Here is a 25,988-nt window from a genome sequence, read left to right as displayed (position 1 = left end):
ATTGAGCACGTAATGAATTTTTCCTTAGGTCAACGTTGGATCAGTGATACCGAGTCGGATTTAGGATTAGGTACCGTAGTTGCATTGGAAGGACGCCAAGTTAACATCTTATTCCCCGCCAGCGGCGAAAGCCGAGTATATGCCCAGGCCGAAGCGCCGGTGACCCGAGTGCTATTTAATCCCGGCGATGTGATCCGCAGTGCCGATGAGTGGGAGCTCACGGTCAGCGAAGTGATAGAGCAAGATGGCCTGTATACCTATAAGGGCACGCGCCTTGATAATGAAGAGCCGACCGAGCTCAAGGAAACCTTTCTCGACCATTTTATTAAGTTCAATAAGCCGCAGGACCGCCTTTTTGCCGGCCAAATCGACCGTTTCGACCGTTATACCCTGCGTTACAACACCTGGCAGCACAGGTTTCACCGCGACCAATCGCCACTGAAGGGCCTTATCGGCCAGCGCGCCAGTCTGATTGAACACCAGTTGCACATTGCCCGCGAAGTCGGCCAGCGTTTCGCCCCGCGTGTTTTACTGAGCGATGAGGTGGGTCTGGGCAAAACCATAGAAGCGGGGATGATCTTACATCAGCAATTGCTAACCGGTCGTGCCGCCCGCGTGCTTATCGTGGTACCAGAAAACCTACAACACCAGTGGTTAGTGGAAATGCTGCGCCGCTTTAATCTGAAATTTGCCATTTTCGACGAAGAGCGCTGTGCCGAGGCCTTTGCCGACAGCGCCAATGTGTTTGAAACCGAGCAACTGGTACTGACCAGCCTGGAGTTTCTAACCAAGAAAAAACGCTGGTTCGAACAAGCCACCCTGGCCGACTGGGATCTGCTGGTGGTTGACGAAGCACACCACCTCAGCTGGTCGGTGGACAAGCCAAGTACAGAGTACCTGCGCATTGAAGAGCTTAGCCAGGACATCGCCGGTCTTATCTTGCTAACCGCGACCCCGGATCAACTTGGCCACCAAAGCCACTTTGCCCGTTTGAAATTACTCGACCCGGATCGTTTCTATGACTATGACGCCTTTGTTGAGCAGGAGCGCCATTATCAGGAGATAGCCGATGCCGCCAACAGCATTTTGCAGGAGCAGGCACTAAGTGCCGAGCAACAACAAGTACTTGTTAACCTGCTTGGCAGCCAAGGGGAAGCCCTGCTGGCACAATTTAGTGCCGGTGACACCCAGGCCAAGGAACATATACTAGAGCAGCTGCTGGACAGACACGGTACCGGACGCATCTTGTTCCGCAACAGCCGCAGTGGCATCAGTGGTTACCCGCAGCGCCTTCTGCACAGCTATCCCATGGCCATGCCGAGCCAATATAAAACGGCCATGAATGTAATGGGCAGCCTTGGCAATGGTGGCCCCATCGAGCTTAGCGCCATTCGCGCTCTGTTCCCGGAAAAAATCTTCCAGGAATTCGAAGGCGAAAATGCCAGCTGGACTCAGTTTGACCCGCGCGTGCAATGGCTCATAGACACCCTCAACAGCAACAAGCCTCAAAAGATGCTGGTGATCTGTGCCAAGGCAGAAACCGCACTCAGCCTGGAGCAGGCTTTGCGCGAGCGCGAAGGCATTAAAGCGGCGGTGTTCCATGAAGGCATGAGCATTATCGAGCGCGACCGCGCGGCGGCCTTCTTCGCCGATATCGAAGACAGTGCTCAGGTGTTGATCTGCTCTGAGATCGGCTCAGAGGGACGTAACTTCCAGTTTGCCCATCATTTGGCACTGTTCGACCTGCCGCTAAACCCGGACTTGCTGGAGCAGCGTATCGGTCGTCTGGATCGTATCGGCCAAACCCAGGACATTAAAATTCATGTGCCCTACTTTGAAAACAGCGCCCAGCACACCCTGCTGCGCTGGTATCACGAAGGCTTAAACGCCTTTGAGCACACCTCCACCACAGGCCATATGCTTAACCAGGAATTTGGTGATGAGTTACTTCAATTGCTTGCTCATAACAGCTATCAGGACGAGGTTCTGGGCGAGCTGGTTGGACGCGTCAGTTCGCGCTACGGTGAGTTAAAGACACAAATGGAGTCCGGTCGCGATCGCCTGTTGGAGCTGCATTCCAGCGGCCAGGGTAAGTCCGAGCACCTGGTAGAAGATATCAAGGTGGTTGATGACAGTTTTGAACTACCGACCTATATGATCAACCTGTTCGATACCTGGGGCGTGAACCAGGAAGACAGGGGCGAAAACAGCATAGTGCTGAAACCCTCGGAGCATATGCTGGGCGCCAACTTCCCAAGTCTCAGGGATGAAGGCATGAGCATCACCTTTGACCGGGATACCGCTTTGGCGCAGGAAGATCTGCACTTTATCAGCTGGGATCACCCCATGGTCGAAGGCGCAATGGAAATGATCTGTGACGATGATTTCGGTACCGCGTCTGTGGCCCTGTTGAAAAACAAGAAACTGCCGGCGGGCACCTATTTTGTCGAGCTGATTTATATTGCCGAAGCCATGGCTCCTAAATCACTGCAATTGGGGCGCTACCTGCCACCGACTCCGGTGCGTGTACTGCTTGATAAAGGCGGTAATAACCTGGCGGAAAATGTCGCCTTTGATGCCTTTAACCAACAGCTTAATGCGGTTGGCCGCCAAACCGCCTCGAAACTGGTGAATGCCCTGCAAAGCGCCATTCATCCGCTTATTGAGCAAGGTAATACCTTGGCGCAAACGCAAATGGAGCAATTGCGTGAGACGGCGAAAACCGCCATGCATCAGGCCGTTGATAGCGAACTGGAGCGCCTAACCAGCCTCAAGGAGATCAACCCCAATATCCGTGATGAAGAGCTGAAACATTTTCAGCGCAGCCGCGCCGAAATGGACGACTACATAGATAAAGCCAAGGTGAAACTCGACGCCATTCGCTTAATCGTTGTCAGCCACTAGGCATTTCATTAAAATGACCGGCCTTACGCTATGAGGCCGGTCATGCTTTTAAACTACAATCCCCCACGTTTTCCCTATCTGCAGATCATCTATCAAGATGACGACCTGCTGATCCTTGATAAGCCCAGCGGCCTGCTGACGGTGCCGGGAAAAGACCCAAAACATGCCGATAGCCTAATTCGTCGCGCCAATATCGTATTTCCAACCGCTAAAATCGTACATAGATTGGATATGGCCACTTCGGGCGTGATCTGTCTGGCACTGAACAAAGAAGCGCACCGCAATCTCAGCATGCAGTTTCAGGACAGACAAACCGCTAAGGAATATATCGCCATAGTCGATGGCCATCTTAAGGATGCTACGGGCTCAGTGGACCTGCCGCTGATCTGCGATTGGCCGAATCGTCCCAAGCAAATGGTAGATATGGAAAAGGGCAAGCCGTCGCTGACCCATTATGAGGTGCTTGAACATGGCGATAACAATACCCGAGTGCGTCTGACCCCGATCACAGGTCGCAGCCACCAGCTGAGGGTACATATGCTGTCCCTGGGTCATGTGATCTTGGGCGACCGTCTCTATGCCTACCCTGAAGCCAAAGACCGTGCACCGCGTTTGCAATTACATGCCCACTGGCTGACCCTAAATCATCCCAGCAGCGGCGAAAGCATGACCTTTACCGCGCCCTGCCCGTTTTAACGAGCCACCAATATAATTTAACCCTTACTGCCTGAGTGCTGAAGCTCGGGGATAGGCGGTTTATTAAGCCGCCTTTTTTAGGTATTCGTAGGCCGCCTGAATATCCTGACTCTTCTTTTGTGCCAAGCGCATCATATGCTCAGGGAGACCTTGAGAGACCAGCTTATCCGGATGGTGCTGTGCCATCAGCTTGCGATAGGCCTTTTTGACCGTGGAGGGATCGGCGCCTTCTTCCAAGCCCAAGATATGCAGCGCCTGAGCGCGGCTCATGCCACTACTGGCGCCGCCGGAAGCGCGCTGCTGCTGATGTTGCTGATGAAATTTTTGCTGTTGCTGGCGAAACGCAAATTCGGCCTGATAGCGTTTAAGGATAAAACTAAAATGGGTTTTGCTAACGCCAAGCCCCTTGGCGACCTGCTCGAGTAAGGTTTTTTCCTGTGCCGCCAGGTGGCCATCGCTAAAGGCCATTTGAATCTGAATCTCTAAAAACAATTGGATGAGATCGAAACGCCCGGCAAAGTGCTCACGAAACTCACGCAAGGTAGCGTTCATGGCAAAACCATCCGCTTTACCAGTGTTAAAGGCCAATTGGGCTTCGCGTTTGTCCTCACCGGTCAGGCCCATTTCTTCCATAAAAGCGGTGGCGGCACGAATATGCAATTCATTTACTCGACCATTGGATTTGGCGATATGCCCCATCACCGCAAAGCAACTGGAGAAAAACAACGCCTGGCGCTCAGACACTTCGTCGTTATTAAAGAAACCACGAACGCCGCCGGCATTATCGAAATTCTGTTTCAGGCTTTTGTCGAACAGGTGGCCAATAAACAGACCCAAAAATAAGCCAAAAAAACGGCCAAACATAAAGCCAAAAAAGGCACCGAGCACCTTACCCCACATTAGCGCTAACCCTTGTTATTTGAAAATGCCCCCACATAGTGACGAAAAATCATCGAACTAACAAGCACAAGGGCGTATCTATTAAGCTGAATATAAGCCAAAAAATGACGTATTTGTGGGTACTTGGCAGATGTAATTAGCCAAAAATTGCTTTATTATGTCATGCTTATTTCTAGTACTTTTGGCAACTAAGCTAAGGTGAGTCAATGAATAAATTATGGGGCATGATAGCAATAGCCCTATATGGAACCCAAGCCAGCGTCGCACTAGCAGCTGTGGAACAGGCGACGGATGCCAAGGTACCCGCTCCCGAAGGTGAAGCCTTTATCGCGCCAGCACCAGAGCCTGGGGAAATACCCCATTGTTTTGCTGCGGTTCGTCCAGCGCCCTGGCAGGCGCCCGATTTACCCTTTGGGGTAATTGAAATCGTTGCCGATGATGTCGAATTAATAGGCCAGGCCAGCGCCCAGTTTGATGGCGACGTAGATATCAGCAGTAGCACCATGACCCTTAACGCCCGCTCGGCGTTAATTGATAAGCAGCAGGGTCTTCTCAATGCGCAAGGGCCACTCACCTATCGCGATGGTGTCGCCATTATTACCAGCCGTGGCTTAAATGCCAGCTTGGATGACTCTAATATCAAGTTGTTGGCAGCCGACTACCAGTTGACCGAACAACAAGGCCGTGGTGGCGCCGAACAATTAGAGGTTTCGCAAGAAGCGCTGACCCTAAGCAATGCCAGCTTCACCACCTGCCCGGTGGATGATGAAACCTGGTCAATCAATGCCGATAAAATTATTTTGTCACAGCAAAAGGGCTGGGGGGAAACCCATGGGGCGACGCTAAAAATCTACAATACCCCGGTCTTGTATTTACCCTATTTCACCTTCCCTATTAATGATCAGCGCAAAACCGGCTTTCTAGCGCCGCGATTATCGAGCTCGAATCGTTATGGTGTGGAAACCATTACCCCTTATTACATTAACCTGGCGCCGAATTACGACCTGACTTTGACGCCCCGTTATATGTCGAAAAAGGGTTTGCAGCTGCAATCGGAATTTCGTTATCTCACCGAGACCAGCCAGGGCATGCTTGGTCTGGAATATCTGGACTCGGATAAAACCGAGCGCGAGCTGGGTAATCGCTATATCTATCATTGGCAGCAGCAAAGCTACTTCAACGACCAGTGGCGTGCCGGAGTTGATATCACTAACGTCAGTGACGATAACTATCTCACAGACTTAGGCTCCAACTACGCCAGCAAAACAGATACTCACCTGGCGCGTTCCGGTATTCTGACTCATTTGGGAGAGCGCTGGCGCACCGATATCCAGATTCAGGATTATGAAGTACTGGGCGATCACTTAGAGTCTTATACCGCCCTGCCGCGCATTGGCTTTAGCCAGACTCAGGCCTATCAATTGGGTTGGTTTGACGCCAGCATCAATGGCGAGATCAGCCATTTTCGCAACAGCACCCGAATAATAGACGAGGCAACACGTCTGCATATAGAGCCCAAGCTGAGCTTTAGCGAAGACCGTTATGCCTGGTCCTTCTTGTCTGAATTCAGCCTCTTGCATACCTATTATGATCAGCAAGGGGAATTGGCCGGCACCGACTTTGAGGAAACCGTGCATCGCACCTTGCCCAAGGTGCGCCTGTATAGCCAGCTGAATTTTGAACGCGACACCAGCTTGTTCGTTGATAACGGTATTCAGACATTAGAGCCGCAAATTCAGTATCTCTATACTCCGAACAAGGATCAGAACAATATCGGCCTGTTCGACACCACCAAGCTGCAGGATGACTTTTTCGGCCTGTTCCGCGACCGTCGCTTTTCCGGCGTTGACCGCATTGCGGCTGCGAACCAGATCACCTTAGGTGCCACTACCCGAGTGTTCGATGGTAAAAATGAAGAGGTGTTTAACTTAAGCGCCGGTCAAATCTTCTATTTGTCGGACTCCGCCAAACCCACAGCTCAGGATTTTGCCGATGACACCAGCTACGACTCCCTGTTTGCCAGTGAAGCCATGTGGCACTGGCATCGCCGTTGGTATCTATCCGGTGGCATCCAATACGACATTGATGGCAGTCAAATGATTCAATCGCATCTGACCTTAGACTATAAGGGTGACGACAATGAACTGATGCAATTGAACCATCGCTATGCAAACGATGTCTCAGGGAATACAATTGAGCAAGTCGGCATGTTTACCAGTGTGCCCATCGACGATAATTGGCAATTCGTTGCCAGCTACCACCGCGATCTCGACGCCGGACGTAGCATCGAGGTATACACTGGAGTACAGTACGAGTCCTGTTGTTGGGCGGTGCAGGTTACCGGACACAGACAAATCGAAACAGACTTGAATCAAAGTATTAACCAAGAGCAAGCGGTCTTCGACTCGGGGATCGGCATCAAATTTGTCCTTAAGGGACTCGGAGGCAAAAGCAGTTATGATGCGCAAGAAATACTTAAAGAAGGCATTTTTGGCTACCGTCGCCCCTACTTCCTTACTAAATAAAGCAATAACAACTATGAATTTTAGAAGTTTTTTAGCAACCAGTATTCTCGCCCTCGGCCTCAGTCAAGGTGCTATTGCCAAACCACAGCTGATCGATCAGGTGGTCGGCACAGTCAATGAAGGGGTCATTTTACAAAGTGAAGTTGACGCCATTATCAACCGTGTTAAAAGCCAGGCTAAAACCAGTGGCCAGGAGCTGCCAAGCGACGATGCGCTGCGCGTACAAGCCATTGAACGTTTGATTGACCAAACTCTGCTGCTGCAACTTGGCGAGCGCATGGGTATGGAAATTTCCGACGGTCAGCTTGATCAAACCTTAGCCAATATGGCTCGCGAGCAAGGCGGCACCATAGCCGATATGCGCGCTTCTATCGAAGCCTCAGGAGAGAGCTTCCAACAGTTCCGTGAAGATATGCGTAAAGAAATCACCACGCAACAGGTGATGCGTGCCAATGTTGACCGCCGTATTTATATCAGCTTGCAAGAAATTGACAACTTGTTGAAAATAATGGATCAACAAGGCGGTAATGCGGAAGAGTACGACATCGGCCATATCCTGATCGACATTCCCAGCGGCGCCACCGCCGAAGACATTGCCAGCGCCCAGGAGCGTGCTACCAAGGTTATCGATATGCTTAACGATGGCCAGGAATTCAAGCGCATCGCCATCGCCTCATCAAGCGGCTCAAAAGCTCTTGAAGGTGGTCAGTTAGGTTGGATGGGCACCAACGAAATGCCATCACTGTTTGCAGAAGCGGTGAAGGGCAAGAAGAAAGACGATATCATAGGTCCACTGCGCAGTGGCGCCGGTTTCCATATCATCAAGGTACAAGACGTACGCGGCCGCCAGGTTGTGGAAACCGTTGAGGTTCGCTCGCGTCACATCCTGTTAAAGCCATCGATTATCCTGAGCGAAGAAAAAGCCCGCTCTATGCTGGCCGGTTTTGTTGAAGACCTGCGCGCCGGTGAGGCTGACTTTGCTGCACTAGCCAAAGAATACTCGGAAGATCCAGGCTCAGCACTTAAGGGCGGTGAGTACGACTGGACCGATCCAACCACCTATGTTCCGGCCTTCCGCGACACCCTGATGGCATTGGATAAGAACGAAATCAGTGAACCATTCCGCTCTACTTTCGGCTGGCATATAGTGCAACTGCTAGATAAGCGCGTTGCCGATAAAACCGACCTGGCCAAGAAAAACCGCGCCCAACAATTGCTGTACAACCGCAAATTCAAAGAAGAAAGCTTTGCTTTCCAACAGGAAATTCGCGAACAAGCACATATTGATATTTTCGTAGAGGAATAAGGGCCATGACATTGCGTATCGCTATCACCCCAGGTGAACCGGCCGGCGTGGGTCCTGACTTACTGATTGCCTTAGTGCAACAGGAGTGGGACGCGCAATTGGTTGCCATTGCCGATGCGCAATTGCTACAACAGCGGGCCGCTACCTTGGGCCTGCCGCTGACCCTGATCCCCTTTGACGAACAGGCACAGGCGCAGCCAACCGCCGCCGGCACTCTGTTTTATCATCAGGTGGACTTACCGGTGGAAGCCATCCCTGGTCAGTTGGATGAGCAAAATGGCGAGTATGTGCTCGACACCCTGCGCATTGCCTGTGAAAAAAATATGGATGGCACCTTCGATGCCGTGGTCACAGGCCCGGTGCATAAGGGCATTATCAATAAGGCTGGCATTTCCTTTAGCGGTCATACCGAATACTTCGCCCAGCAATCCAACACCCCGGATGTGGTGATGATGCTGGCCACTGAAGGTCTACGAGTGGCCTTAGTGACCACACATATTCCCCTGGCCTATGTGTCCAAAGCCATTACCCCCGAGCGTCTGACCAAGGTCATTGGCATTTTAGATCACGATTTGCGCACCAAGTTCGCCATCGAACAGCCGCGTATTTTAGTTTGTGGTTTAAACCCGCACGCCGGTGAAGGCGGACATTTGGGGCGCGAAGAAATCGAGGTCATGACCCCTACCCTTGAGGCCCTTAATAACCAAGGCATGCACCTGATTGGCCCACTGCCCGCAGATACCCTGTTTCAGGATAAATATCTCAATGAAGCGGATGCAGTACTGGCTATGTATCACGATCAGGGGCTACCTGTGTTAAAATATAAGGGTTTTGGAAATTCAGTAAATATCACCCTTGGCCTTCCCTTTATTCGGACCTCCGTCGATCATGGTACAGCCCTTGATCTGGCGGCCAGCGGCCAAGCAGATGCCGGCAGTTTCCGCGTCGCCTTGAGCGAAGCAATAAAACTGGCGAGCAAAAAAGCGCAGAGACAATGACAGATAAAGTACACTTAGGGCACCGAGCGAGAAAACGCTTCGGGCAAAACTTCCTCAATGATGACACCATTATTGATAAAATCGTAACCGCTATCGACCCTCGTGTGGGCGATAATCTGGTGGAGATAGGCCCTGGTCTGGGCGCGATCACCGAGCCGGTCACCGAGCTGACCGACCACCTTACGGTAGTTGAACTTGATAAAGACCTGGCCGAGCGCCTTATTCATCACCCCTTTATGGCACCGAAATTGACAGTGCATCAGGGTGATGCAATGAAGTTCGATTTTTCGAGCTTGCTTAAAGGTGACAAGAAGCTCAAGATTTTCGGCAACCTGCCATACAATGTATCTACCCCTTTGTTATTCCACTTATTTGAATACGTGGATGACGTTGAACACATGCACTTTATGCTGCAAAAAGAAGTAGTTAACCGCATGGTTGCATCACCGGGCAGCAAAGCATTTGGTCGCTTAAGTGTGATGACTCAATACTACTGCCATGCGATTCCAGTGATTGAGGTGCCACCAACCTGCTTTAAGCCAGCTCCTAAAGTTGACTCTGCGGTAGTAAGACTGGTGCCAAAAAATCCAGAACAACGCACTGCAAAAAGCACCAAGTTGCTTAATACCGTGTGTTTGGAAGCCTTTAATCAGCGTCGTAAAACCTTACGCAACAGCCTGGCTAACCTGCTTGATGCCGAGCAGCTAGAAGCCTTGGGCGTAGACCCGACTGTGCGCGCGGAAAGTTTAACGCTACAGCAGTTTATCGATATCGCGAATTGGCTATATGACAACCAGCAGTAACTCAGAGTCGGCCATTAAAGTCATGGTGGAGACCTTCTATGTCGAGGGTCAATCCGAGCCTGAGCATGACAAATATGTGTTTGCCTACAATATCACCATCAAAAACCACAGCCTGAGCAGCGCCCAGCTGCTTAGTCGCTACTGGCTGATCACCGATGCCAATGGCAAGGAAGTTGAGGTCGAAGGCGATGGCGTAGTCGGCGAGCAACCGACCATAGGTCCGGGCGAAAGCTATAGCTACACCAGCGGCGCCGTATTAGACACGCCGGTGGGCACCATGCAGGGCTATTATGTGATGCGCAGTGAGTTCGGCAACGAATTCCAGGCGCCTATCGATGTGTTCCGTCTTAGTTGCCCGAATATTCTGCACTAAGCCATGGCTCAGTATGCAGTTGGCGACATCCAGGGTTGCTATCAGGAATTAGATGCGCTGCTTAAGCGCATCGACTTCAACCCCAGTAAAGATCACCTCTATTGCGTTGGCGATATAGTCGCTCGAGGCCCGGACTCCCTCGCCTGTCTGCGACGCCTGCACACTATGGAGCATGCCGTTAGTATTACCTTGGGTAATCACGACCTGCACCTGCTTGCCACCCTAGCCTTGGGAAAAGAAGCCAACCCAAAGGATAAGCTTGCAGCCCTGTTAACGGCACCGGATTGTCCTCAGCTGCTTGCCTTCTTACAGCGCCAACCTTTGGCCATCTGGCTGGAAAAGCGCCGTATGCTGATAAGCCATGCTGGCCTGTCGCCGCAGTGGTCGCTGAGCCAGGCGCTTCAACAAGCCCGTATTGCCGAGCAATGCTACCAAGGTGAAGACGCCGCCTACTATTTTGCGCGCATGTATCAAAATGCACCAAGCCAATGGCATGAGGCACAAAGCAAGGTGGAGAAGTTTATCTACACCATCAATGCCTTTACCCGCATGCGTTTCGTTGACAAGCAAGGCGCGCTGAATCTCAGCGACAAGGGTGCACCGAATCAAAATGGCTCGCTTATTCCTTGGTTTAACCACCCTAATCGCGGCCAGGAGGACTTTGATATTGTCTTTGGTCACTGGGCGGCGCTCGAAGGCCATACCGGCATAGACCATATTCACGCCTTGGACACTGGCTGTGTCTGGGGTGGCAGCATGACGGCTATGAATCTGAAAACTAAAAACAAAGTATCTATCCCCGCACAACTTTGAAACACAGCCTGTCAGGCTCTGTGCTACTTTTTTCCACACATCGCCTTTGTTGTCGCATTGGATATTTATTTGCTACAGTCATTTCTCTGCCAAGGAGGAAAATATCCATGAAAAACAAGCTTATTGCGTTAATGATGACGCTGGCTCCCCTAAGTACTCTGGCCAGCACTACAGTGCTGTACAACGCCAAGGGTTATACCCCAACTCAGGATGGTGAGCTCACCCGCTTTAGTACCCTGGTAATTGAAGATGGACGTGTACTTAATCACGGCGATCAGCAGCTCACCAAAAGCTATCCCGATGCCAAGCGCATAGACGCCCAAGGCAAGGTGCTGCTGCCTGGGTTAATCGATGCCCATGGCCATGTTATTGGCCTGGGCCAAAACCTGATGCGCTTGGATTTACGCGATACCCAGTCGGTGGAACACATTGGTGAGAAGCTAAAAGCCTTTGCGGCGCAATCAAAGCAAGAGTGGATTATCGGCCGTGGCTGGAACCAGGAGAACTGGCCAACAAAACGCTTTGCCACGGCGGCAGACTTGGATAAATATGTCAGCGACCGCCCTGTGGTACTGACGCGCATCGACGGTCATGCCATCTGGGTTAATACCAAGGCCATGGAGCTTGCGGGCTTTAAGGGCTCGGAGCAAAATCCGGAAGGTGGTGAAATCATACGTAACAGCCAGGGACAAGCAACCGGGGTGTTTATTGATAAGGCGGAAAACCTGATCAATGCCCATATTCCCAAGGCCGATTTCCAGGCTCTCTCCACCGCCCTGGATAAGGCTGGTGCTCATTTACTCAGCCTGGGTATTACCAGCACCCATGACGCCGGCATAAGCAAAGACACCTGGCAGCTTTATCACCAGCGCGCCGAACAAAAGAACCTGCCGCTGCGCATCTATGCCATGCTCAGTGCCGCCGACCCTCAGCTGTTAAGCATGCTTAAGGCTGGCAAAATCGACGATGCCAACGACATGCTCTCCATTCGCAGTGTTAAGGTCTACGCCGATGGCGCTTTAGGCTCCCGCGGTGCCGCCCTGCTTGATGAATATGCGGATCGCAAGGGGCATCACGGCCTGATGCTGGAAAGCCAGGCGCAGTTAGAAGAAATCTTTAAAACCTGTTTTACCCATGGTTTTGCGGCGCACACCCATGCCATAGGCGATCGCGCCAACCGCGATGTGCTCAATGCCTATGAAAACGTGTTTAAAAGCACTGGCGGCAAATTACTACGCAATCGCATCGAGCATGCGCAAATTGTTGCGCCAAGCGACATCCCTCGCTTTAAGGAGCTGGCAATCATTCCCTCTATGCAGCCAGTACATGCCACCTCGGATATGCATATGGCCGAATTGCGCCTAAACGAGCAGCAACTAAGTGGCGCCTATGCCTGGCAAACGTTTTTAGCCCAGGGCTCTAAGGTCGCCGCTGGTTCGGATTTCCCGGTGGAGCTGGCAAACCCCTTCCATGGTCTGTACAGCGCTATTACTCGTCAGGATCATAACGGCCAACCGCAAGAAGGCTGGCGCCCACAGGAACTATTAACCCGAGAGCAGGCACTGCGCGCCTTCACCTTGGATGCAGCCTATAGTGCCCAACAGGAATTTAAACTGGGTAGTTTGGAAAAAGGTAAATGGGCCGACTTTATACTGATCGACACAGATATTATGACCGCCCCGGTGCAGGACATTTGGCAGACTCAGGTATTAGAAACCTGGCTTGGCGGTGAAAAGCGATACAACCGACAAGATTAAAGCAACAGGGTTTTAAACATCGCTGATAGTGGAAGAAGTGACAAGTAGCCTAGAGGCAAATTAGCCTAAATATTCTCACGCCATTTGTCCTCTTCTTCGCTTTACGTTAGCATTAGAAATCGCTGTGAGAGCAAGGATTCGCATGCACCACAGGGCGATTACAAAGGATAAAAAGGTCAATTTGCACACGGGTAATAAACCGACAGTTAACACGGGAACCGTTATGCTAAGGAACAACCCGATTTAAACGTGCAAATTGACATAAAAGTAGCTAGACCTTAATGCTAGCGTCATACGGTTGTAACAAAAAGGACAATTGTCCCAGCAGGCTTTAAGAATGTTTCAGTATCATTTTTCGACGGATCTCGTTGAGCAACTTCTAAATTATGCCGGTACTTATTACCAGCAGGAGAAAAAAGAAGTCTTACTGCATCAGGACCAACCGCTACAAAAGCTAGTCTTGGTGCGCAGTGGTACTGTGTCTTTTAGTTATGATGTGGGCAATGGCCGCCGCTTGTTGCTAGGCCAGCTTGATTGTAACAACACCTTGATCGGCGAAATCGAAGCCTTGAATAACCAGCCCTGCATTTATACCGTTACCTGCTTTAGCGATGTCAGTTACAACCTGATTGAACTAAAGCACTGGCGCCAGGTGCTTTTGGCCAACCCGCAACTCAGCCTCTATACGGCGCAAACCATTGCAGCCAAATTTCAGGAAAACCAAAAGGTTAACCTGGATAAGCTGTTGCTGCCCCTAAGTTATAATATCGCCAAGGATTGCCTGATGCGGGCTCAGAATACCAATCCCACGCTGCTGCGTGCCTACCCGACGGTGAGCGCCGAGGCGGAGCGTTTCGCCACCACAGAGCGTGCCTATCGCCGGGTGGTAACCGAGCTGGTCGATAAGGGCCTGATAGTACGTTCAAAGGAAGGCTTACAGGCCATCGATATTCCGGCTCTCTCGGCCTTTGTCGATAGCTTTATCTAATACCAATTCACTTAAATAGCTAATCATTCTAGCGGGCTAAATATCATGCTCACATACTTAACAGAATTGGTATAAGCATAAAAAAAGCAGCCTAGGCTGCTTTTTATTTCACTGTCTATTACACAAACAGGTCTTTAATGTTGGCAAGGTCGGATTTACCTTCTTGCAACTCTTCTGGCGTCAATCCCGACAACTCGTGCGGGAACACCAACCACTCGTCCGAGTCATGGATGTAATAATCCGGCTTCATCGGCACCTTGGTATTCTTCGGCTTGTAATAAGGACAAGCAACGCGAATATCTTGAGGCAGGTTTAAACGCATGAGTTCAGCCAGCTTTTCTTTTAGCGCATAGATGCTGCGGCCCGAGTCGAATACATCATCAACGATCAACAAGGAGTTATCGGCATTGGCATTTTCGATAATGTAATGCAAGCCGTGTACCTTGATCTCTTTCGACTGCTTGCCGATACCATAGTATGACGAAGTACGTACTGAGATATGATCTGTGTCTATGCCCTTGTAGTCATAGTACTCTTGCACGGCGATACCTATAGGTGCGCCGCCACGCCAAATACCAATGATGAAATCGGGTCGAAAGCCATCTTCATAGACTTGTGCTGCAACGCGGAACGAATCTTCCAGCAACTGTTGCGCGGTAATATAACGCTTATCTGACATAGGAGTGCCCCTAATAATTAAATGGCGATAGTGCCAGCATATTGCACTCTGCCGCCATGATCTTGAAAGACTAAAGGCGGCAGATTCTAACGTATTTATGGAACAAATGCTCTAGGGGATTACCCTTGGCCTTCATTTTGTTCCGTATCGGGCTGATGCTCAGGTAACAACAGATTAAGCACTATGCCAAAGATGGCACAGAGGCTTACCCCTTGCAGGGCAAATTCGTTGCCGCCGATCTGCATGCCGCCGATACCAAACACCAAGATCAAGGCGATGATCACCAGGTTGCGTGGTGCGCTCACATCCAAATCCGCCTTCAGCAGGGTTTTGAGACCCACCACGGCAATGGAGCCGAACAGCAAGATCATAATGCCGCCCATTACGGGCACGGGAATGGTCTGTAAACCGGCGCCCATCTTGCCGATAAAAGCCAATACCACGGCGATTATGGCGGTCCAGGTCATCACCCTTGGATTAAAGTTTTTCGTCAGCATCACAGCACCTGTCACTTCCGAATAGGTTGTATTCGGTGGTCCACCAACACTGGCTGCCAAGGTGGTGGCTACGCCATCACCCATTAAGGTGCGATGTAAACCAGGCTTTTTCAAAAAGTCCTTACCGGTGACATTGCTGATCGCCATCATGTCACCAATATGCTCAATGGCCGGCGCCACGGCGACCGGGATCATAAAGGCAATAGCCTGCCACTTAAATTCCGGTGCACTAAACGCAGGTGCTGCAAGCCAGCTGGCTTGTTGTACCGCGCTAAAGTCGACCACGCCAAATGCCAGGGCACACAGATACCCGGTCAAAACCCCAGCCAAAATAGGCACCAAACGCCAAATACCACCGCCGAATACGGAAACGACCAAGGTAGCAACGAGTGCCGACATGGAGATCCACACCGCATCATGGTAGGCGACCAGCTGTGCCGTGCCATCGCCGCTTTTACCCATGGCCATATTTACCGCCACCGGCGCCAAGGCCAGACCTATCACCATGATCACAGGGCCCACCACCACAGGCGGCAACACCTTATGCAGCATATCCGTGCCTTTTAAGCGCACCATCAAGGCCAACAGCATATAAGCGCCACCGGCGGCCATCAGCGCGCCCATGGTAGCCGCACTGCCATAAAGCTGATTACAGGCAATAATAGGAGCGATAAAAGCAAAGGATGAAGCCAGGAACACAGGCACCTGGCCACGAGTGATCCATTGAAATGCCAAGGTGCCAAGGCCAGCGGTAAAGAGCGCAACATTGGCATCCAGCCCGGTTAACAAGGGCACTAAAACCAGGGCTCCAAAGGCGACAAACAGCATTTGCGCGCCGGTTAGCATGGTTTTAGGAGATAGAAATGCGCTCATTAAACGGTACCGAAGATCTTATCGCCGGCATCGCCCAATCCTGGCACTATGTATCCTTTTTCATTTAGGTGGCTATCCAGTGACGCGGTGTAAATATCCACATCCGGATGCGCTGCCAAGGTTTTATCTATGCCTTCCGGCGCGGCTACCAATACGATCACCTTGATCTGGGTACAACCTGCTTTTTTTAGCATATCCAGGGTCGCTATCATAGAACCACCGGTGGCCAGCATAGGATCGATAACCAGGCTTAAACGCTCATCAATATTACCTACCAGCTTTTCAAAGTAAGGAACTGGCTCCAGCGTTTCTTCGTTACGCTCAAGGCCAACAACGCTGACCTTGGCGCCCGGGATCAAGTGCATAACACCGTCAAGCATCCCTAGGCCGGCACGTAAAATTGGCACTACGGTAATCTTCTTCCCTTTAATACTTTTTACGGTTAGCTCATTTCCCTGCCAACCTGTGATTGTGGTATCCGCCAGCTCAAGTGTTTTCGTTGCTTCATAGGTAAGTAGCGTACCTACTTCCGAAGCCAGCTCGCGAAAGCTCTTGGTGCTGATGCCTTGCTGACGCATTAAACCAAGTTTGTGTTGTACTAAAGGGTGATCAATTACGTGAATTGCCATAGAAAGACCTAGTTGGAAAAATTTGCGCTATTTTAACCAGTATAGGGCCTGAACTGAATTAGATTTAAAATCAAAAACAAAAAAACCACGATAATAATCGTGGTTTTTGAGCTTTTTAGCGATTTTTACATCACTAACACGAAGGCAATGGGTGTTATAGACCTGCGTGTTCTTTTAGCACGGCGATAAGTGGCGAGTCACCATAGCCATTGCTTGTTGCCCAGTTAAGATCGGCACCATCTTCAAGAACGCTTTTAGGCAAGCTCTTGATAATGTATTCACCCGTATCTACTGCCTGACTGGCCACCGCATGACGCACCAGGTTATTGCCGCCACATTGCACGCGTTCACTGATATCGCGCAGCTTAACACGCGCGCTGAGCAAGGTTTTACGCAGGCGATGTTTATCATTGGCGGCTATGTATTCACAGATGCTCACGGCGAGACTATCGTTGGCACTAACGGGCGCACTATAGAACAACGGAGTGGCCAATATAACCATTGCGATAGCCCCAGATAAAAGTTTAATTTGCTGCATTATTAACACTTTTCTATCACAAATAAGACAAATAGTTTACCAATCGAGGCCTGTTTTAGCAAACGGCTCACTCTGCTTTACGCAGTGTGACAAACTCGTAATCGTGTGGATTCGCCTTATCCTTAACATGTTGCTCGCGGGCGATACAGCGCCAAGGGCCCACAGCTTCGTAGTCCGGAAAGCAGGTGTCGCCGGCCACATCCAAATCAATAAAAGTTAAATACAGGGTATGGCACAGTGGTAAACATTGGCTGTAGATATTACCGCCGCCGATAATCATCACCTCTTCAACCCCTTCTACCAGGCTTAGCGCCTGTTCAACCGAAGTTGCCGTTTCGGCGCCGGCAAATTGATAGTCGCCATTGCGGCTGATCACTATATTTCGGCGTCCGGGCAGGGCTCGACCGATGGACTCCAGGGTTTTGCGGCCCATAATCACGGGTTTGCCTAGAGTCACTTGTTTAAAATGCTTTAAATCGGCGGGTAAATGCCAGGGCATGTCATTGTCTTTGCCTATCACCCTATTATGGGCCATCGCCGCTATCATGGAGATTTTCACTGCTGATTCCTTTACTTCACTCATAAAAAAGGGCGCAAGCGCCCTTTAGGTAATCAATTAACGTTCGTAGATAACTTCGACATCATAGTCGTCGTCATCCCAATCGTCCCAATCATCATCGTCATTATCGTTCACTTTATTTTTGGTTGCATGACGGTGATAAGTGTCCCACTTAAACTCGACTTCTTCTGTCTCTTGTTGCTGCTGCTCGAACTTATCTTTCGGCATAGACTCAAGCAACTGCATGATATCCTGACACAGTTCCTGCGTATTCAGTTTACTCGCGGCACTGATTTTATAGATATCCTGCTCAACACCCATCTCTTCGGCGATACGGGCGCAAGTTTCTTCAACTTCATCTTCCGGTAGCAGATCGATCTTATTGAAGACCAACCAACGTGGTTTATCGGCCAGTTTAGGGCTGTACTGATGCAGTTCATTGATAATGGCAAAGGCATTATCAACCGGATCAGAACCATCGATCGGCAGCACATCGATAACATGTAACAACACACGACAACGCTCTAGGTGCTTTAAGAAGCGAATACCCAAGCCGGCACCATCGGATGCACCTTCGATAAGACCCGGGATATCGGCAATTACAAATGATTGACCCGAAGCCGGACGCACCACACCCAGGTTTGGCACCAAGGTAGTAAACGGATAATCGGCAACCTTAGGTTTAGCCGCCGATACGCTGCGAATAAAGGTCGACTTACCGGCATTGGGTAGGCCTAACAAGCCCACATCGGCAAGCAGCATAAGCTCCAGCTTAAGGTTACGCACCTCTCCCGGTGTGCCTAAGGTCTTCTGACGAGGCGCACGGTTGGTACTGGACTTAAAGCGGGTATTACCTAAGCCGTGGAAACCGCCCTTAGCAACGATCAACTTCTGCCCATGCTTGGTTAGGTCGCCCAGGGATTCTTCGGTATCAACGTCGGTTACTCGGGTACCAACTGGCACCTTTAAGATAAGATCTGTGCCCTTCTTACCGGTACAGTTACGGCTTTGACCATTGGTACCGCGTTCGGCGCGATGGAAGCGCTCGAATTGGTAGTCGATCAGGGTATTGAGGTTCTCATCGGCCTCAAGGTAGACACTGCCGCCGTCACCGCCATCGCCGCCATCCGGGCCGCCATCGGGTACGTATTTTTCGCGGCGAAAGGAGACTACGCCACTGCCGCCGTCGCCAGCTTCTGCGCGGATTTCGACTTCATCAACAAATTTCATGATTTTTCACTTAGCGGATCTGCGATTGAATGTTTCTATTATATCAATTGCTTTTGATTAATGCTCATTAACAATAGGCTTAGATAAGAGAACCTGGCCTTATTTGCAATTGAAAACAAAAAACCCCGCAAGAGCGGGGTTTTTCAGTAAGTCTGTAAGCTGATTATTCAGCTACGATGCTCACGTATTTACGGCCTAGTGGACCTTTTTGTTCAAACTGAACTTTACCATTTGCAGTTGCAAATAGAGTGTGGTCTTTACCCATGCCTACGTTTGAGCCAGCGTGGAACTTAGTACCACGTTGACGAACAATGATGTTACCCGCTAGTACAGATTCACCACCGAAACGCTTAACACCTAGGCGTTTGCTTTCTGAATCACGACCGTTACGAGTACTACCAGCTGCCTTCTTATGTGCCATCTTTCTGTACCTCTAAATTAAGCGCTAATGCCAGTGATTTTAACTTCAGTGAACCACTGACGGTGGCCCATCTGCTTACGAGAATGCTTACGACGTCTAAATTTAACAATCTTCACTTTCTCGCCACGACCGTGAGAAACAACCTCAGCTGTAACTTTACCACCGTTTACGAACGGGGTACCGATCTCGATTTTCTCACCATTAGCAACTAAAAGTACTGTGTCAAATTCAACTGCTGCACCAGTTTCAACGTCTAGCTTCTCTAGACGAATCGTTTGACCTTCAGTCACACGGTGCTGTTTACCACCACTTTGGAAAACCGCGTACATAATTAACTCCGTCTGTGCGCCCTCAAATCGACGCAACTAAATATTCTTCAATAGGGCGCGAAGTCTACGCTAAAACACCCTTCTTGACAAGCGTCTTTTTCAATAAATTATTTGAAAAAATGGCGCCGATGAGGACATGAAAAAAATTTTCCCTATTCTATCTTTTTTTACTCGCTTGCCAAGCGTATTAGGCACTTTTTAAGCAATTAATTTGCCTTTATTGATTTTTTTGCTACTGGGCCAAGAAAAACTTCCCTTTATGGGGAAAGTGTCGAGCTGAAGCTAAAATTAATGTACAATTCTCGGCGCATTTCCCCGGACAAACGATGTGGCACGGAGTTAAATGGATATAAAGGCTATCCAGACGCTTATCGCTGACGATATGAACAGCGTCAACCAGTTAATATATGCGCAGATGCAATCAGATGTTGCTCTGGTCAATCAACTTGGCCTCTATATAGTCAACAGCGGTGGCAAGCGAGTCAGACCTATGCTGGCTTTGTTGGCGGCACGCGCACTGGGCTATCAGGGTGATAAACACATCACCTTAGCAACCATAGTGGAGTTTATTCACACCGCAACCCTATTGCATGACGACGTGGTCGACGAATCGGCGCTACGCCGCGGCGAACCGACGGCCAATGCCGAGTTTGGCAATGCCGCCAGCGTCTTAGTGGGCGACTTTATCTATACCCGCTCATTCCAGTTGATGGTTGGCCTAGGTCAAATGCGGATCATGGATATCCTCGCCGATGCCACCAATGTCATCGCCGAAGGGGAAGTACTGCAGTTGATGAACTGCAACGATCCGGATACCACAGAAAAGAGCTATATGCAGGTGATCTACTCAAAAACAGCCAAGCTGTTCGAGGCTGCGACTCAGTTAGCCGCGGTGATCACAGAGCAAGACTCTCAGGTTGAAGAAGCCATGCGCCTGTATGGTATGCACCTGGGCACGGCTTTCCAATTAGTAGACGATGTGCTGGATTACAGCGCCGATGCCGAAACTCTAGGTAAAAACATAGGTGACGACCTTGCCGAAGGTAAGCCGACACTCCCGCTTATCTATGCCATGTCCAAAGCCGAGCCAGCTCAGGTTGAGCAAATTCGTACCGCCATAGAGCAAGGCAACGGTCTGGAGTACCTTGACGACATTCTTGCCACCCTGGCACAAACTCAGGCCCTGGAATTCACCATGGAGCGCGCCCAGCAAGAAGCGGATAAGGCCATTGCCGCACTCGAGTTTTTACCCGCCAGCGCCTTTAAAGACGCCCTGGTGGCACTCGCTAATATCGCGGTTAAACGGGATCACTAAATATAAATAGCGGTGAACAGAACGCACAAAAAAGGCCAGCATTTGCTGGCCTTTTTCGTTACTGTCTTGAGCACATTATGCCATGGCATTTTGTAGCTTCTTCATCGCGCTTTTCTCAAGCTGACGAACACGCTCTGCAGAAACCTGATACTTTTCAGCCAGCTCTTGCAAAGTCGCCTTTTCATCCGCTAACCAACGCGACGACACTATATCTTGTGAACGCTCATCCAGAGTTTTCAACGCCGAGAAGAGTCGTGTATGTGACTGCTCTTGCCACTGCTCCTGCTCCACCGACTCGGCTAAATCTGAGCTGTTGTCGGTCAGGTACTGAACCGGCGAGTAGGTTTGGCCAACGCTGTTATCGTCTTCATCGTTGGTCAAGTCAAAGCCCATATCCTGGCCGCTCATACGCGACTCCATCTCACGGACTTCTTTTTCACTCACGCCCAGCTCATTAGCCACTGTGGTCACTTCTTCTTGGTTGAACCAACCAAGGCGTTTTTTATTCTTACGCAGGTTAAAGAACAATTTGCGCTGTGCTTTAGTGGTAGCCACCTTAACGATACGCCAGTTCTTTAATACATATTCGTGAATTTCGGCCTTAATCCAATGCACAGCAAATGATACCAAGCGTACGCCAACCGTTGGGTCGAAACGTTTTACCGCCTTCATCAGACCAATATTGCCTTCTTGAATCAGATCCGCCTGCGGCAAACCGTAGCCACTGTAACTTTTAGCAATATGAGCCACAAAACGCAGATGCGACATGATCAACTGCTTAGCAGCACTTAGGTCACCCTCATCCTGAAGCCTGGTTGCCAAACGGCGTTCTTCCTCGGCCTCGAGCATGGGAATGGTGCTAACAGCCTGCAAATATCCTTCGATGCTCGCGCTTTGTTGGCTTACCGGTAATGCAAGTGCATTTAAATTTGTGCTCATTATTCACCTCGGATGATAAATCTTCATCTAAATTTAGCACTCTTTTAGCGAGAGTGCTAAAGCATTGTAACCTTTGACCGCGCGCTTATCAAGAAGTTCTCAAAGATCAGAAATCACAAGATAACACACTGTTTTTATTAATAAAAACCGATAATTTAGCGACTTTGAAATATGACAATTTGATAACAGCTTAAGTTCTAACGAGAAAAATCTAGCGTGCTGGCAGTGAACATTGAGTGAACTTTAGCAGTCGTTAGCCGGCTTAACAACCATGGCTAACGACTACAGGAGTGATTAAACCTTATCCGGTTCGATTTCTTTAATATAGCGGCGTACCGACAGGTAAGAGCCGCTAAAGCCAAGGACCACGGCTAGGCCAATAAGGGTAATAAACTCATCGGCGCTGAGTCCTTGCAATATAAAGCTGGATTGATAGATGCCGGTCACCTGCGCCACTGCCGACTCCAACCACCACATCATTAACAGGTTACAGATCAGCGCCACAAAACCACCTATGACCCCATACCAGATACCGGTCCATAAAAAGGGTGCCTGGATAAAGCCATTCGTTGCACCGACCAGCTTCATTACCTGAATTTCGCTGCGTTTATCCATAATAGACAGGCGAATGGTGTTGCCTATGATCAAGATCACCGAGGTCAGCAATAACATGGCTATGGTGATCACGCTTTCCTTGAGCAGATTTAAAATGGAATTGAGTCTTTCCAACCACTCTATGTCCAGCTTACCAAAGTCGACCTCGCGTTCCTGTTGCAACTTATTTAGCAGAGCTTTTGCCGCCTGCGGCTGGCGATGTCGTTCTGTGGGGGTAACCAGGACCACATCGGGAAGCGGATTGGCATCGAGATAATCCAGGGCATTGGCAAAACCCGATACCTGTTTAAACTCATCCAGAGCCTGGGTCTTGCTGATATAGCGTACTTCTTCCACTTCACTGAATAACGCCAGGCGCTTTACCAGGGTTTGCACCTGTTGCGCCGACATATCCTGCTTCACAAACAAGGATATTTCCGCGGCATTCTCAAAGCCACTGCTAACTTTTTGCACATTTTTTACCACCAGGTATAAGGTGGAGGGCAAGGTCAGACTTAGACCCAGCACCAAGATGGTCATCATGGATGCCGCCGGTGTCCGCCACATTTCGCCCAGGCTTTGTACGCCCTGGCGAATGGTATTAAAGAGGCCAAAATACCAACGGGTAAAAAAGGAATGGCCCTTGCGCTGATACTCGGTTTTGCGACCTTTAAACAATAAACTCATAATGCCGCCTCCGGCGCTAAGGGATCGTTCAGCAGGCGACCGTTTTTCAACGTTAGGCTGCGGTACTTCATGCGCGCGATAAGACCGAGATCATGGGTGGCTATCAGCACCGAGGTGCCATGCTTATTAAAGTCTTCAAAGAGTTTAAGGATTTCCATGGAGAGTTCCGGATCCAGGTTACCGGTCGGCTCATCGGCCAGCAAGATGGGCGGTGAATTCACTATTGCACGGGCAATACCCACTCGCTGCTGCTCACCACCTGATAAGGTCAGAGGGTTACAACGGGCCTTATCCCCTAACCCTACTTTTTCCAGTGCCGCCGACACCCGCTTTTCAATTTGTTTGCGATGTGCACCTTCAATCACCAATGGCAAGGCGACGTTATCAAACACTGAATATCTGTCTAATAAACGGTGATTCTGGAAAATAATGCCGATATCCCGGCGCACATAAGGGACTTGGCTTTGCTTAATGGCACCAAGATCAACGCCGTTAATGGCCACGCTGCCCACTGAGGGGCGCTCCATCAGGCTGATCAGCTTTAACAAGGTGCTTTTGCCGGCACCACTGTGACCGGTTAAAAAGGCAAGCTCTCCCTTCTTTATATGAAAGCTCACCTTCTCAAGGGCTAAGTGGCCGCCGGGATAGGTTTTACTCACATCTTGGAATTTTATCATTATTATTATGTCCCAATTTGTACTAGCAGCGATCGCTAGCTGTTATTGCTCACCGCTAAAGAGTGCCTCAATAAAGTCATTGCTGTTAAAGGTACGAAGGTCGTCAATGCCCTCGCCCACACCTATATAACGAATCGGTGTTTTAAACTGATCGGCAATAGCGAAGATCACCCCACCCTTGGCGGTGCCGTCAAGCTTGGTCAGCGTAATACCGGTTAGGCCTACCGCCTGGTCAAATAGCTTCACCTGACTGATGGCATTTTGGCCCGTACCCGCATCTATGGTCAACATCACTTCATGAGGTGCATCGGCATCGATTTTCTTCATTACACGAGCAATTTTTTCCAGCTCTTGCATCAGGTTATCTTTATTCTGCAAGCGTCCGGCGGTATCGGCGATAAGCACATCAATATTACGGGCCTTAGCGGCCTGGAAGGCATCGAAGACCACAGAGGCACTGTCGGCTCCCGTGTGCTGGGCAATCACTGGAATTTCATTGCGCTCACCCCACACCTGCAACTGCTCAACGGCGGCGGCACGGAAGGTATCACCGGCGGCCAGCATCACGGATTTACCCTGCTGCTGATACTGTTTTGCCAGCTTGCCTATGGTGGTAGTTTTACCCACGCCATTGACACCCACCATAAGGATCACAAAGGGGCCGTCTTTCTTATCTAGATCTAGAGGTTGTTCGGCGCTGGCCAGCATATCGGCCATTTCCTGCTTCAATAATTCATACAGGGCGTCACCGTCTTTAAGCTGTTTACGGTCAGCGGCATCGGTCAGGTTATCAATCAGTTTAACCGTGGTATCCACACCCACATCCGCAGTAAGCAGCTGGGTTTCCAGCTCTTCAAACAGCTCGTCATCGATTTTCTTACCGGCGAATAAGGACGCAAAGCCAGAGCCGATATTCGACTTGGTTTTTAATAGGCCTTTTTTCAGACGAGAGAAAAAGCCCGTCTTTTTCGGCTCTTCAGCTTCTTGCTCTGCGGCTTCTTTTTCCGTTTGCTCTTTGGCAAGGCGTTCTTGTTCTTCTTGCTCTTGAGCTAGTTGGGCTTCCTCTGCTAAGCGGACTTCCTCTTCACGCTCTTGGGCTAAACGAGCCTCTTCTGCTAATCGTTCCTGCTCGGCTAGCTGCTCGGCTAGTTGCTCGGCTTGTGCGCGGGCAACTTCTTCCGCAGCGAGACGTTCCTGTTCTGCTTGCTCTTGAGCCGCTTGTTCAGCAGCCAAACGTTCTTGCTCTGCTTTTTCTTGAGCCGCTTGCTCGGCAGCCAGACGCTCCTGCTCTGCTTTCTCTTGAGCCGCTTGTTCGGCAGCCAGACGCTCTTGCTCTGCTTTTTCTTGAGCCGCCTGTTCGGCAGCCAGGCGTTCCTGCTCTGCTTGCTCGCGGGCAGCTTGTTCGGCAGCTAGACGCTCTTGCTCCGCTTTATCTTGAGCCGCTTGTTCAGCAGCCAGACGCTCTTGCTCTGCTTGCTCTTGAGCCGCTTGTTCGGCAGCCAGACGTTCTTGCTCTGCTTGCTCTTGAGCCGCTTGTTCGGCAGCCAGACGCTCCTGCTCTGCTTGCTTTTGAGCCGCTTGTTCGGCAGCCAGACGTTCTTGCTCTGCTTGCTCTTGAGCCGCTTGCTCAGCAGCCAGACGTTCCTGCTCGGCTAGCTGCTCGGCTAGATGCTCGGCCTTTTCACGGGCTTCCTCGGCAAGCTGTTCGGCTTGCTCTTCGGCTAGACGCTGTTGCTCTAGCTCCTGTTCCTGTTGTTCTTGCTTATCTTTTTTGCCTAAACCGAACCAAGACAGAAACTTACTTTTTTTAGCCATAATCTGAAACCGTATACTCAATATTAAGGTGGGCCATGGGTCTGAAAACGCAGGTATTCTCCGCTGATATCGACCGCCCAAACTCGGGCCGCTGTTGCTAGCGACAAATATTATTTATAATTGCGCGTTATATTATCATTTTC

The 25,988-nt window shown here is 50.2% G+C and carries 24 protein-coding genes; 11 read left to right on the top strand and 13 right to left on the bottom strand.

The genetic code is table 11. The features are described from left to right. Positions 1-12 precede the first annotated feature (12 nt). Together rapA and rluA are read left to right on the top strand one after the other, a co-directional pair. On the top strand, positions 13-2,904 hold the full coding sequence (gene rapA, locus C2M35_RS05495; protein WP_105257946.1) for an RNA polymerase-associated protein RapA: 2,892 nt from the start codon (positions 13-15) through the stop codon (positions 2,902-2,904). 42 nt (positions 2,905-2,946) lie between these two features. Continuing rightward, complete coding sequence (gene rluA, locus C2M35_RS05490; RefSeq protein ID WP_105199764.1) at positions 2,947-3,600, top strand: bifunctional tRNA pseudouridine(32) synthase/23S rRNA pseudouridine(746) synthase RluA; 654 nt, start codon at positions 2,947-2,949, stop codon at positions 3,598-3,600. 63 nt (positions 3,601-3,663) lie between these two features. On the opposite strand, the gene djlA is transcribed toward rluA, so the two are convergent. After that, positions 3,664-4,500, bottom strand: coding sequence for a co-chaperone DjlA (djlA, locus tag C2M35_RS05485; RefSeq protein WP_105264787.1), 837 nt, complete (start codon positions 4,498-4,500; stop codon positions 3,664-3,666). A 206-nt stretch (positions 4,501-4,706) separates the two neighbouring features. Here djlA and lptD point away from each other — a divergent pair, with 206 nt between their 5' ends. The 8 genes from lptD to C2M35_RS05445 all read left to right on the top strand — a co-directional run bounded on the left by lptD (position 4,707) and on the right by C2M35_RS05445 (position 14,063). After that, entirely contained in the window at positions 4,707-7,025 is a 2,319-nt protein-coding gene (lptD, locus tag C2M35_RS05480; RefSeq protein WP_234000027.1) for an LPS assembly protein LptD, read from the top strand. Between the two features lie 13 nt (positions 7,026-7,038). Then, complete coding sequence (surA, locus tag C2M35_RS05475; RefSeq protein ID WP_105257947.1) at positions 7,039-8,331, top strand: peptidylprolyl isomerase SurA; 1,293 nt, start codon at positions 7,039-7,041, stop codon at positions 8,329-8,331. A 5-nt stretch (positions 8,332-8,336) separates the two neighbouring features. Then, positions 8,337-9,329, top strand: coding sequence for a 4-hydroxythreonine-4-phosphate dehydrogenase PdxA (gene pdxA / locus C2M35_RS05470; protein WP_105264786.1), 993 nt, complete (start codon positions 8,337-8,339; stop codon positions 9,327-9,329). After that, the gene (gene rsmA / locus C2M35_RS05465; RefSeq protein ID WP_105199580.1) at positions 9,326-10,132 is read left to right on the top strand and encodes a 16S rRNA (adenine(1518)-N(6)/adenine(1519)-N(6))-dimethyltransferase RsmA; all 807 of its coding nucleotides are present in this window, start codon (positions 9,326-9,328) and stop codon (positions 10,130-10,132) included. The genes pdxA and rsmA overlap by 4 nt, the downstream gene beginning before the upstream one ends. After that, positions 10,116-10,505 carry a Co2+/Mg2+ efflux protein ApaG gene (gene apaG, locus C2M35_RS05460; RefSeq protein ID WP_105199579.1) on the top strand — a complete coding sequence of 130 codons (390 nt, stop codon included), beginning with the start codon at positions 10,116-10,118 and terminating at the stop codon, positions 10,503-10,505. Before rsmA ends, apaG begins: the two co-directional genes overlap by 17 nt. Before the next feature lie 3 nt (positions 10,506-10,508). Then, positions 10,509-11,318: a symmetrical bis(5'-nucleosyl)-tetraphosphatase gene (locus tag C2M35_RS05455; protein WP_105264785.1), complete on the top strand. Its 810-nt coding sequence runs from the start codon at positions 10,509-10,511 to the stop codon at positions 11,316-11,318. A 107-nt stretch (positions 11,319-11,425) separates the two neighbouring features. Next, on the top strand, positions 11,426-13,075 hold the full coding sequence (locus C2M35_RS05450; RefSeq protein WP_105264784.1) for an amidohydrolase: 1,650 nt from the start codon (positions 11,426-11,428) through the stop codon (positions 13,073-13,075). A gap of 337 nt (positions 13,076-13,412) precedes the next feature. Beyond that, complete coding sequence (locus C2M35_RS05445) at positions 13,413-14,063, top strand: Crp/Fnr family transcriptional regulator (RefSeq protein WP_105199576.1); 651 nt, start codon at positions 13,413-13,415, stop codon at positions 14,061-14,063. A 118-nt stretch (positions 14,064-14,181) separates the two neighbouring features. On the opposite strand, the gene C2M35_RS05440 is transcribed toward C2M35_RS05445, so the two are convergent. The 8 genes from C2M35_RS05440 to rplU form a co-directional block, all read right to left on the bottom strand. Next, a complete protein-coding gene (locus tag C2M35_RS05440; protein WP_105213299.1) occupies positions 14,182-14,742 on the bottom strand; it encodes a phosphoribosyltransferase in 561 nt (186 codons plus the stop codon). A gap of 119 nt (positions 14,743-14,861) precedes the next feature. Continuing rightward, positions 14,862-16,112: a uracil-xanthine permease family protein gene (locus C2M35_RS05435; protein WP_105264783.1), complete on the bottom strand. Its 1,251-nt coding sequence runs from the start codon at positions 16,110-16,112 to the stop codon at positions 14,862-14,864. Continuing rightward, complete coding sequence (upp, locus tag C2M35_RS05430) at positions 16,112-16,741, bottom strand: uracil phosphoribosyltransferase (RefSeq protein ID WP_105199574.1); 630 nt, start codon at positions 16,739-16,741, stop codon at positions 16,112-16,114. Before upp ends, C2M35_RS05435 begins: the two co-directional genes overlap by 1 nt. A gap of 154 nt (positions 16,742-16,895) precedes the next feature. Continuing rightward, entirely contained in the window at positions 16,896-17,243 is a 348-nt protein-coding gene (locus tag C2M35_RS05425; protein WP_105213503.1) for a DUF3718 domain-containing protein, read from the bottom strand. Positions 17,244-17,346: 103 nt separating this feature from the next. After that, positions 17,347-17,838 (bottom strand): type 3 dihydrofolate reductase, encoded by a 492-nt coding sequence (gene folA / locus C2M35_RS05420; protein WP_442792747.1) that lies wholly within the window; start codon positions 17,836-17,838, stop codon positions 17,347-17,349. Between the two features lie 57 nt (positions 17,839-17,895). Further along, positions 17,896-19,068 carry an Obg family GTPase CgtA gene (cgtA, locus tag C2M35_RS05415; RefSeq protein ID WP_105199573.1) on the bottom strand — a complete coding sequence of 391 codons (1,173 nt, stop codon included), beginning with the start codon at positions 19,066-19,068 and terminating at the stop codon, positions 17,896-17,898. A 163-nt stretch (positions 19,069-19,231) separates the two neighbouring features. Further along, the gene (rpmA, locus tag C2M35_RS05410; RefSeq protein ID WP_105199572.1) at positions 19,232-19,489 is read right to left on the bottom strand and encodes a 50S ribosomal protein L27; all 258 of its coding nucleotides are present in this window, start codon (positions 19,487-19,489) and stop codon (positions 19,232-19,234) included. 17 nt (positions 19,490-19,506) lie between these two features. Then, complete coding sequence (gene rplU, locus C2M35_RS05405; RefSeq protein WP_105199571.1) at positions 19,507-19,818, bottom strand: 50S ribosomal protein L21; 312 nt, start codon at positions 19,816-19,818, stop codon at positions 19,507-19,509. Positions 19,819-20,161: 343 nt separating this feature from the next. Here rplU and ispB point away from each other — a divergent pair, with 343 nt between their 5' ends. After that, positions 20,162-21,133, top strand: coding sequence for an octaprenyl diphosphate synthase (gene ispB / locus C2M35_RS05400; protein WP_105199570.1), 972 nt, complete (start codon positions 20,162-20,164; stop codon positions 21,131-21,133). Positions 21,134-21,208: 75 nt separating this feature from the next. On the opposite strand, the gene rpoH is transcribed toward ispB, so the two are convergent. From rpoH to ftsY, 4 genes are all read right to left on the bottom strand, one after another. Beyond that, positions 21,209-22,072 (bottom strand): RNA polymerase sigma factor RpoH, encoded by an 864-nt coding sequence (gene rpoH, locus C2M35_RS05395; protein WP_105199569.1) that lies wholly within the window; start codon positions 22,070-22,072, stop codon positions 21,209-21,211. 294 nt (positions 22,073-22,366) lie between these two features. Next, positions 22,367-23,353 (bottom strand): permease-like cell division protein FtsX, encoded by a 987-nt coding sequence (gene ftsX / locus C2M35_RS05390; protein WP_105199568.1) that lies wholly within the window; start codon positions 23,351-23,353, stop codon positions 22,367-22,369. Continuing rightward, complete coding sequence (ftsE, locus tag C2M35_RS05385; RefSeq protein WP_105199567.1) at positions 23,350-24,030, bottom strand: cell division ATP-binding protein FtsE; 681 nt, start codon at positions 24,028-24,030, stop codon at positions 23,350-23,352. The genes ftsX and ftsE overlap by 4 nt, the downstream gene beginning before the upstream one ends. A 42-nt stretch (positions 24,031-24,072) precedes the next feature. Beyond that, entirely contained in the window at positions 24,073-25,845 is a 1,773-nt protein-coding gene (gene ftsY, locus C2M35_RS05380; protein WP_105264782.1) for a signal recognition particle-docking protein FtsY, read from the bottom strand. Between the last annotated feature and the right edge of the window lie 143 nt (positions 25,846-25,988).

Origin of the sequence: Pseudoalteromonas sp. T1lg76 (assembly GCF_002964725.1) — a bacterium.
Taxonomy (GTDB): Bacteria; Pseudomonadota; Gammaproteobacteria; order Enterobacterales; family Alteromonadaceae; genus Pseudoalteromonas.
The sequence above is the reverse complement of the archived record's forward strand: the minus strand, read 5'-3'. Positions and strand labels throughout refer to the sequence as shown.

What these genes read in the sequence shown, in the direction of transcription:
- upp (WP_105199574.1), bottom strand. Translation starts at nt 16,741, where the DNA reads ATGGCAATTCACGTAATTGATCACCCTTTAGTACAACACAAACTTGGT.
- rapA (WP_105257946.1), top strand. Translation starts at nt 13, where the DNA reads ATGAATTTTTCCTTAGGTCAACGTTGGATCAGTGATACCGAGTCGGAT.
- C2M35_RS05425 (WP_105213503.1), bottom strand. Translation starts at nt 17,243, where the DNA reads ATGGTTATATTGGCCACTCCGTTGTTCTATAGTGCGCCCGTTAGTGCC.
- rpoH (WP_105199569.1), bottom strand. Translation starts at nt 22,072, where the DNA reads ATGAGCACAAATTTAAATGCACTTGCATTACCGGTAAGCCAACAAAGC.
- ftsX (WP_105199568.1), bottom strand. Translation starts at nt 23,353, where the DNA reads ATGAGTTTATTGTTTAAAGGTCGCAAAACCGAGTATCAGCGCAAGGGC.
- rsmA (WP_105199580.1), top strand. Translation starts at nt 9,326, where the DNA reads ATGACAGATAAAGTACACTTAGGGCACCGAGCGAGAAAACGCTTCGGG.
- C2M35_RS05450 (WP_105264784.1), top strand. Translation starts at nt 11,426, where the DNA reads ATGAAAAACAAGCTTATTGCGTTAATGATGACGCTGGCTCCCCTAAGT.
- pdxA (WP_105264786.1), top strand. Translation starts at nt 8,337, where the DNA reads ATGACATTGCGTATCGCTATCACCCCAGGTGAACCGGCCGGCGTGGGT.
- cgtA (WP_105199573.1), bottom strand. Translation starts at nt 19,068, where the DNA reads ATGAAATTTGTTGATGAAGTCGAAATCCGCGCAGAAGCTGGCGACGGC.
- ftsE (WP_105199567.1), bottom strand. Translation starts at nt 24,030, where the DNA reads ATGATAAAATTCCAAGATGTGAGTAAAACCTATCCCGGCGGCCACTTA.
- C2M35_RS05435 (WP_105264783.1), bottom strand. Translation starts at nt 16,112, where the DNA reads ATGAGCGCATTTCTATCTCCTAAAACCATGCTAACCGGCGCGCAAATG.
- rluA (WP_105199764.1), top strand. Translation starts at nt 2,947, where the DNA reads ATGCTTTTAAACTACAATCCCCCACGTTTTCCCTATCTGCAGATCATC.
- C2M35_RS05455 (WP_105264785.1), top strand. Translation starts at nt 10,509, where the DNA reads ATGGCTCAGTATGCAGTTGGCGACATCCAGGGTTGCTATCAGGAATTA.
- C2M35_RS05445 (WP_105199576.1), top strand. Translation starts at nt 13,413, where the DNA reads ATGTTTCAGTATCATTTTTCGACGGATCTCGTTGAGCAACTTCTAAAT.
- rpmA (WP_105199572.1), bottom strand. Translation starts at nt 19,489, where the DNA reads ATGGCACATAAGAAGGCAGCTGGTAGTACTCGTAACGGTCGTGATTCA.
- rplU (WP_105199571.1), bottom strand. Translation starts at nt 19,818, where the DNA reads ATGTACGCGGTTTTCCAAAGTGGTGGTAAACAGCACCGTGTGACTGAA.
- ftsY (WP_105264782.1), bottom strand. Translation starts at nt 25,845, where the DNA reads ATGGCTAAAAAAAGTAAGTTTCTGTCTTGGTTCGGTTTAGGCAAAAAA.
- ispB (WP_105199570.1), top strand. Translation starts at nt 20,162, where the DNA reads ATGGATATAAAGGCTATCCAGACGCTTATCGCTGACGATATGAACAGC.
- lptD (WP_234000027.1), top strand. Translation starts at nt 4,707, where the DNA reads ATGAATAAATTATGGGGCATGATAGCAATAGCCCTATATGGAACCCAA.
- apaG (WP_105199579.1), top strand. Translation starts at nt 10,116, where the DNA reads ATGACAACCAGCAGTAACTCAGAGTCGGCCATTAAAGTCATGGTGGAG.
- surA (WP_105257947.1), top strand. Translation starts at nt 7,039, where the DNA reads ATGAATTTTAGAAGTTTTTTAGCAACCAGTATTCTCGCCCTCGGCCTC.
- djlA (WP_105264787.1), bottom strand. Translation starts at nt 4,500, where the DNA reads ATGTGGGGTAAGGTGCTCGGTGCCTTTTTTGGCTTTATGTTTGGCCGT.
- C2M35_RS05440 (WP_105213299.1), bottom strand. Translation starts at nt 14,742, where the DNA reads ATGTCAGATAAGCGTTATATTACCGCGCAACAGTTGCTGGAAGATTCG.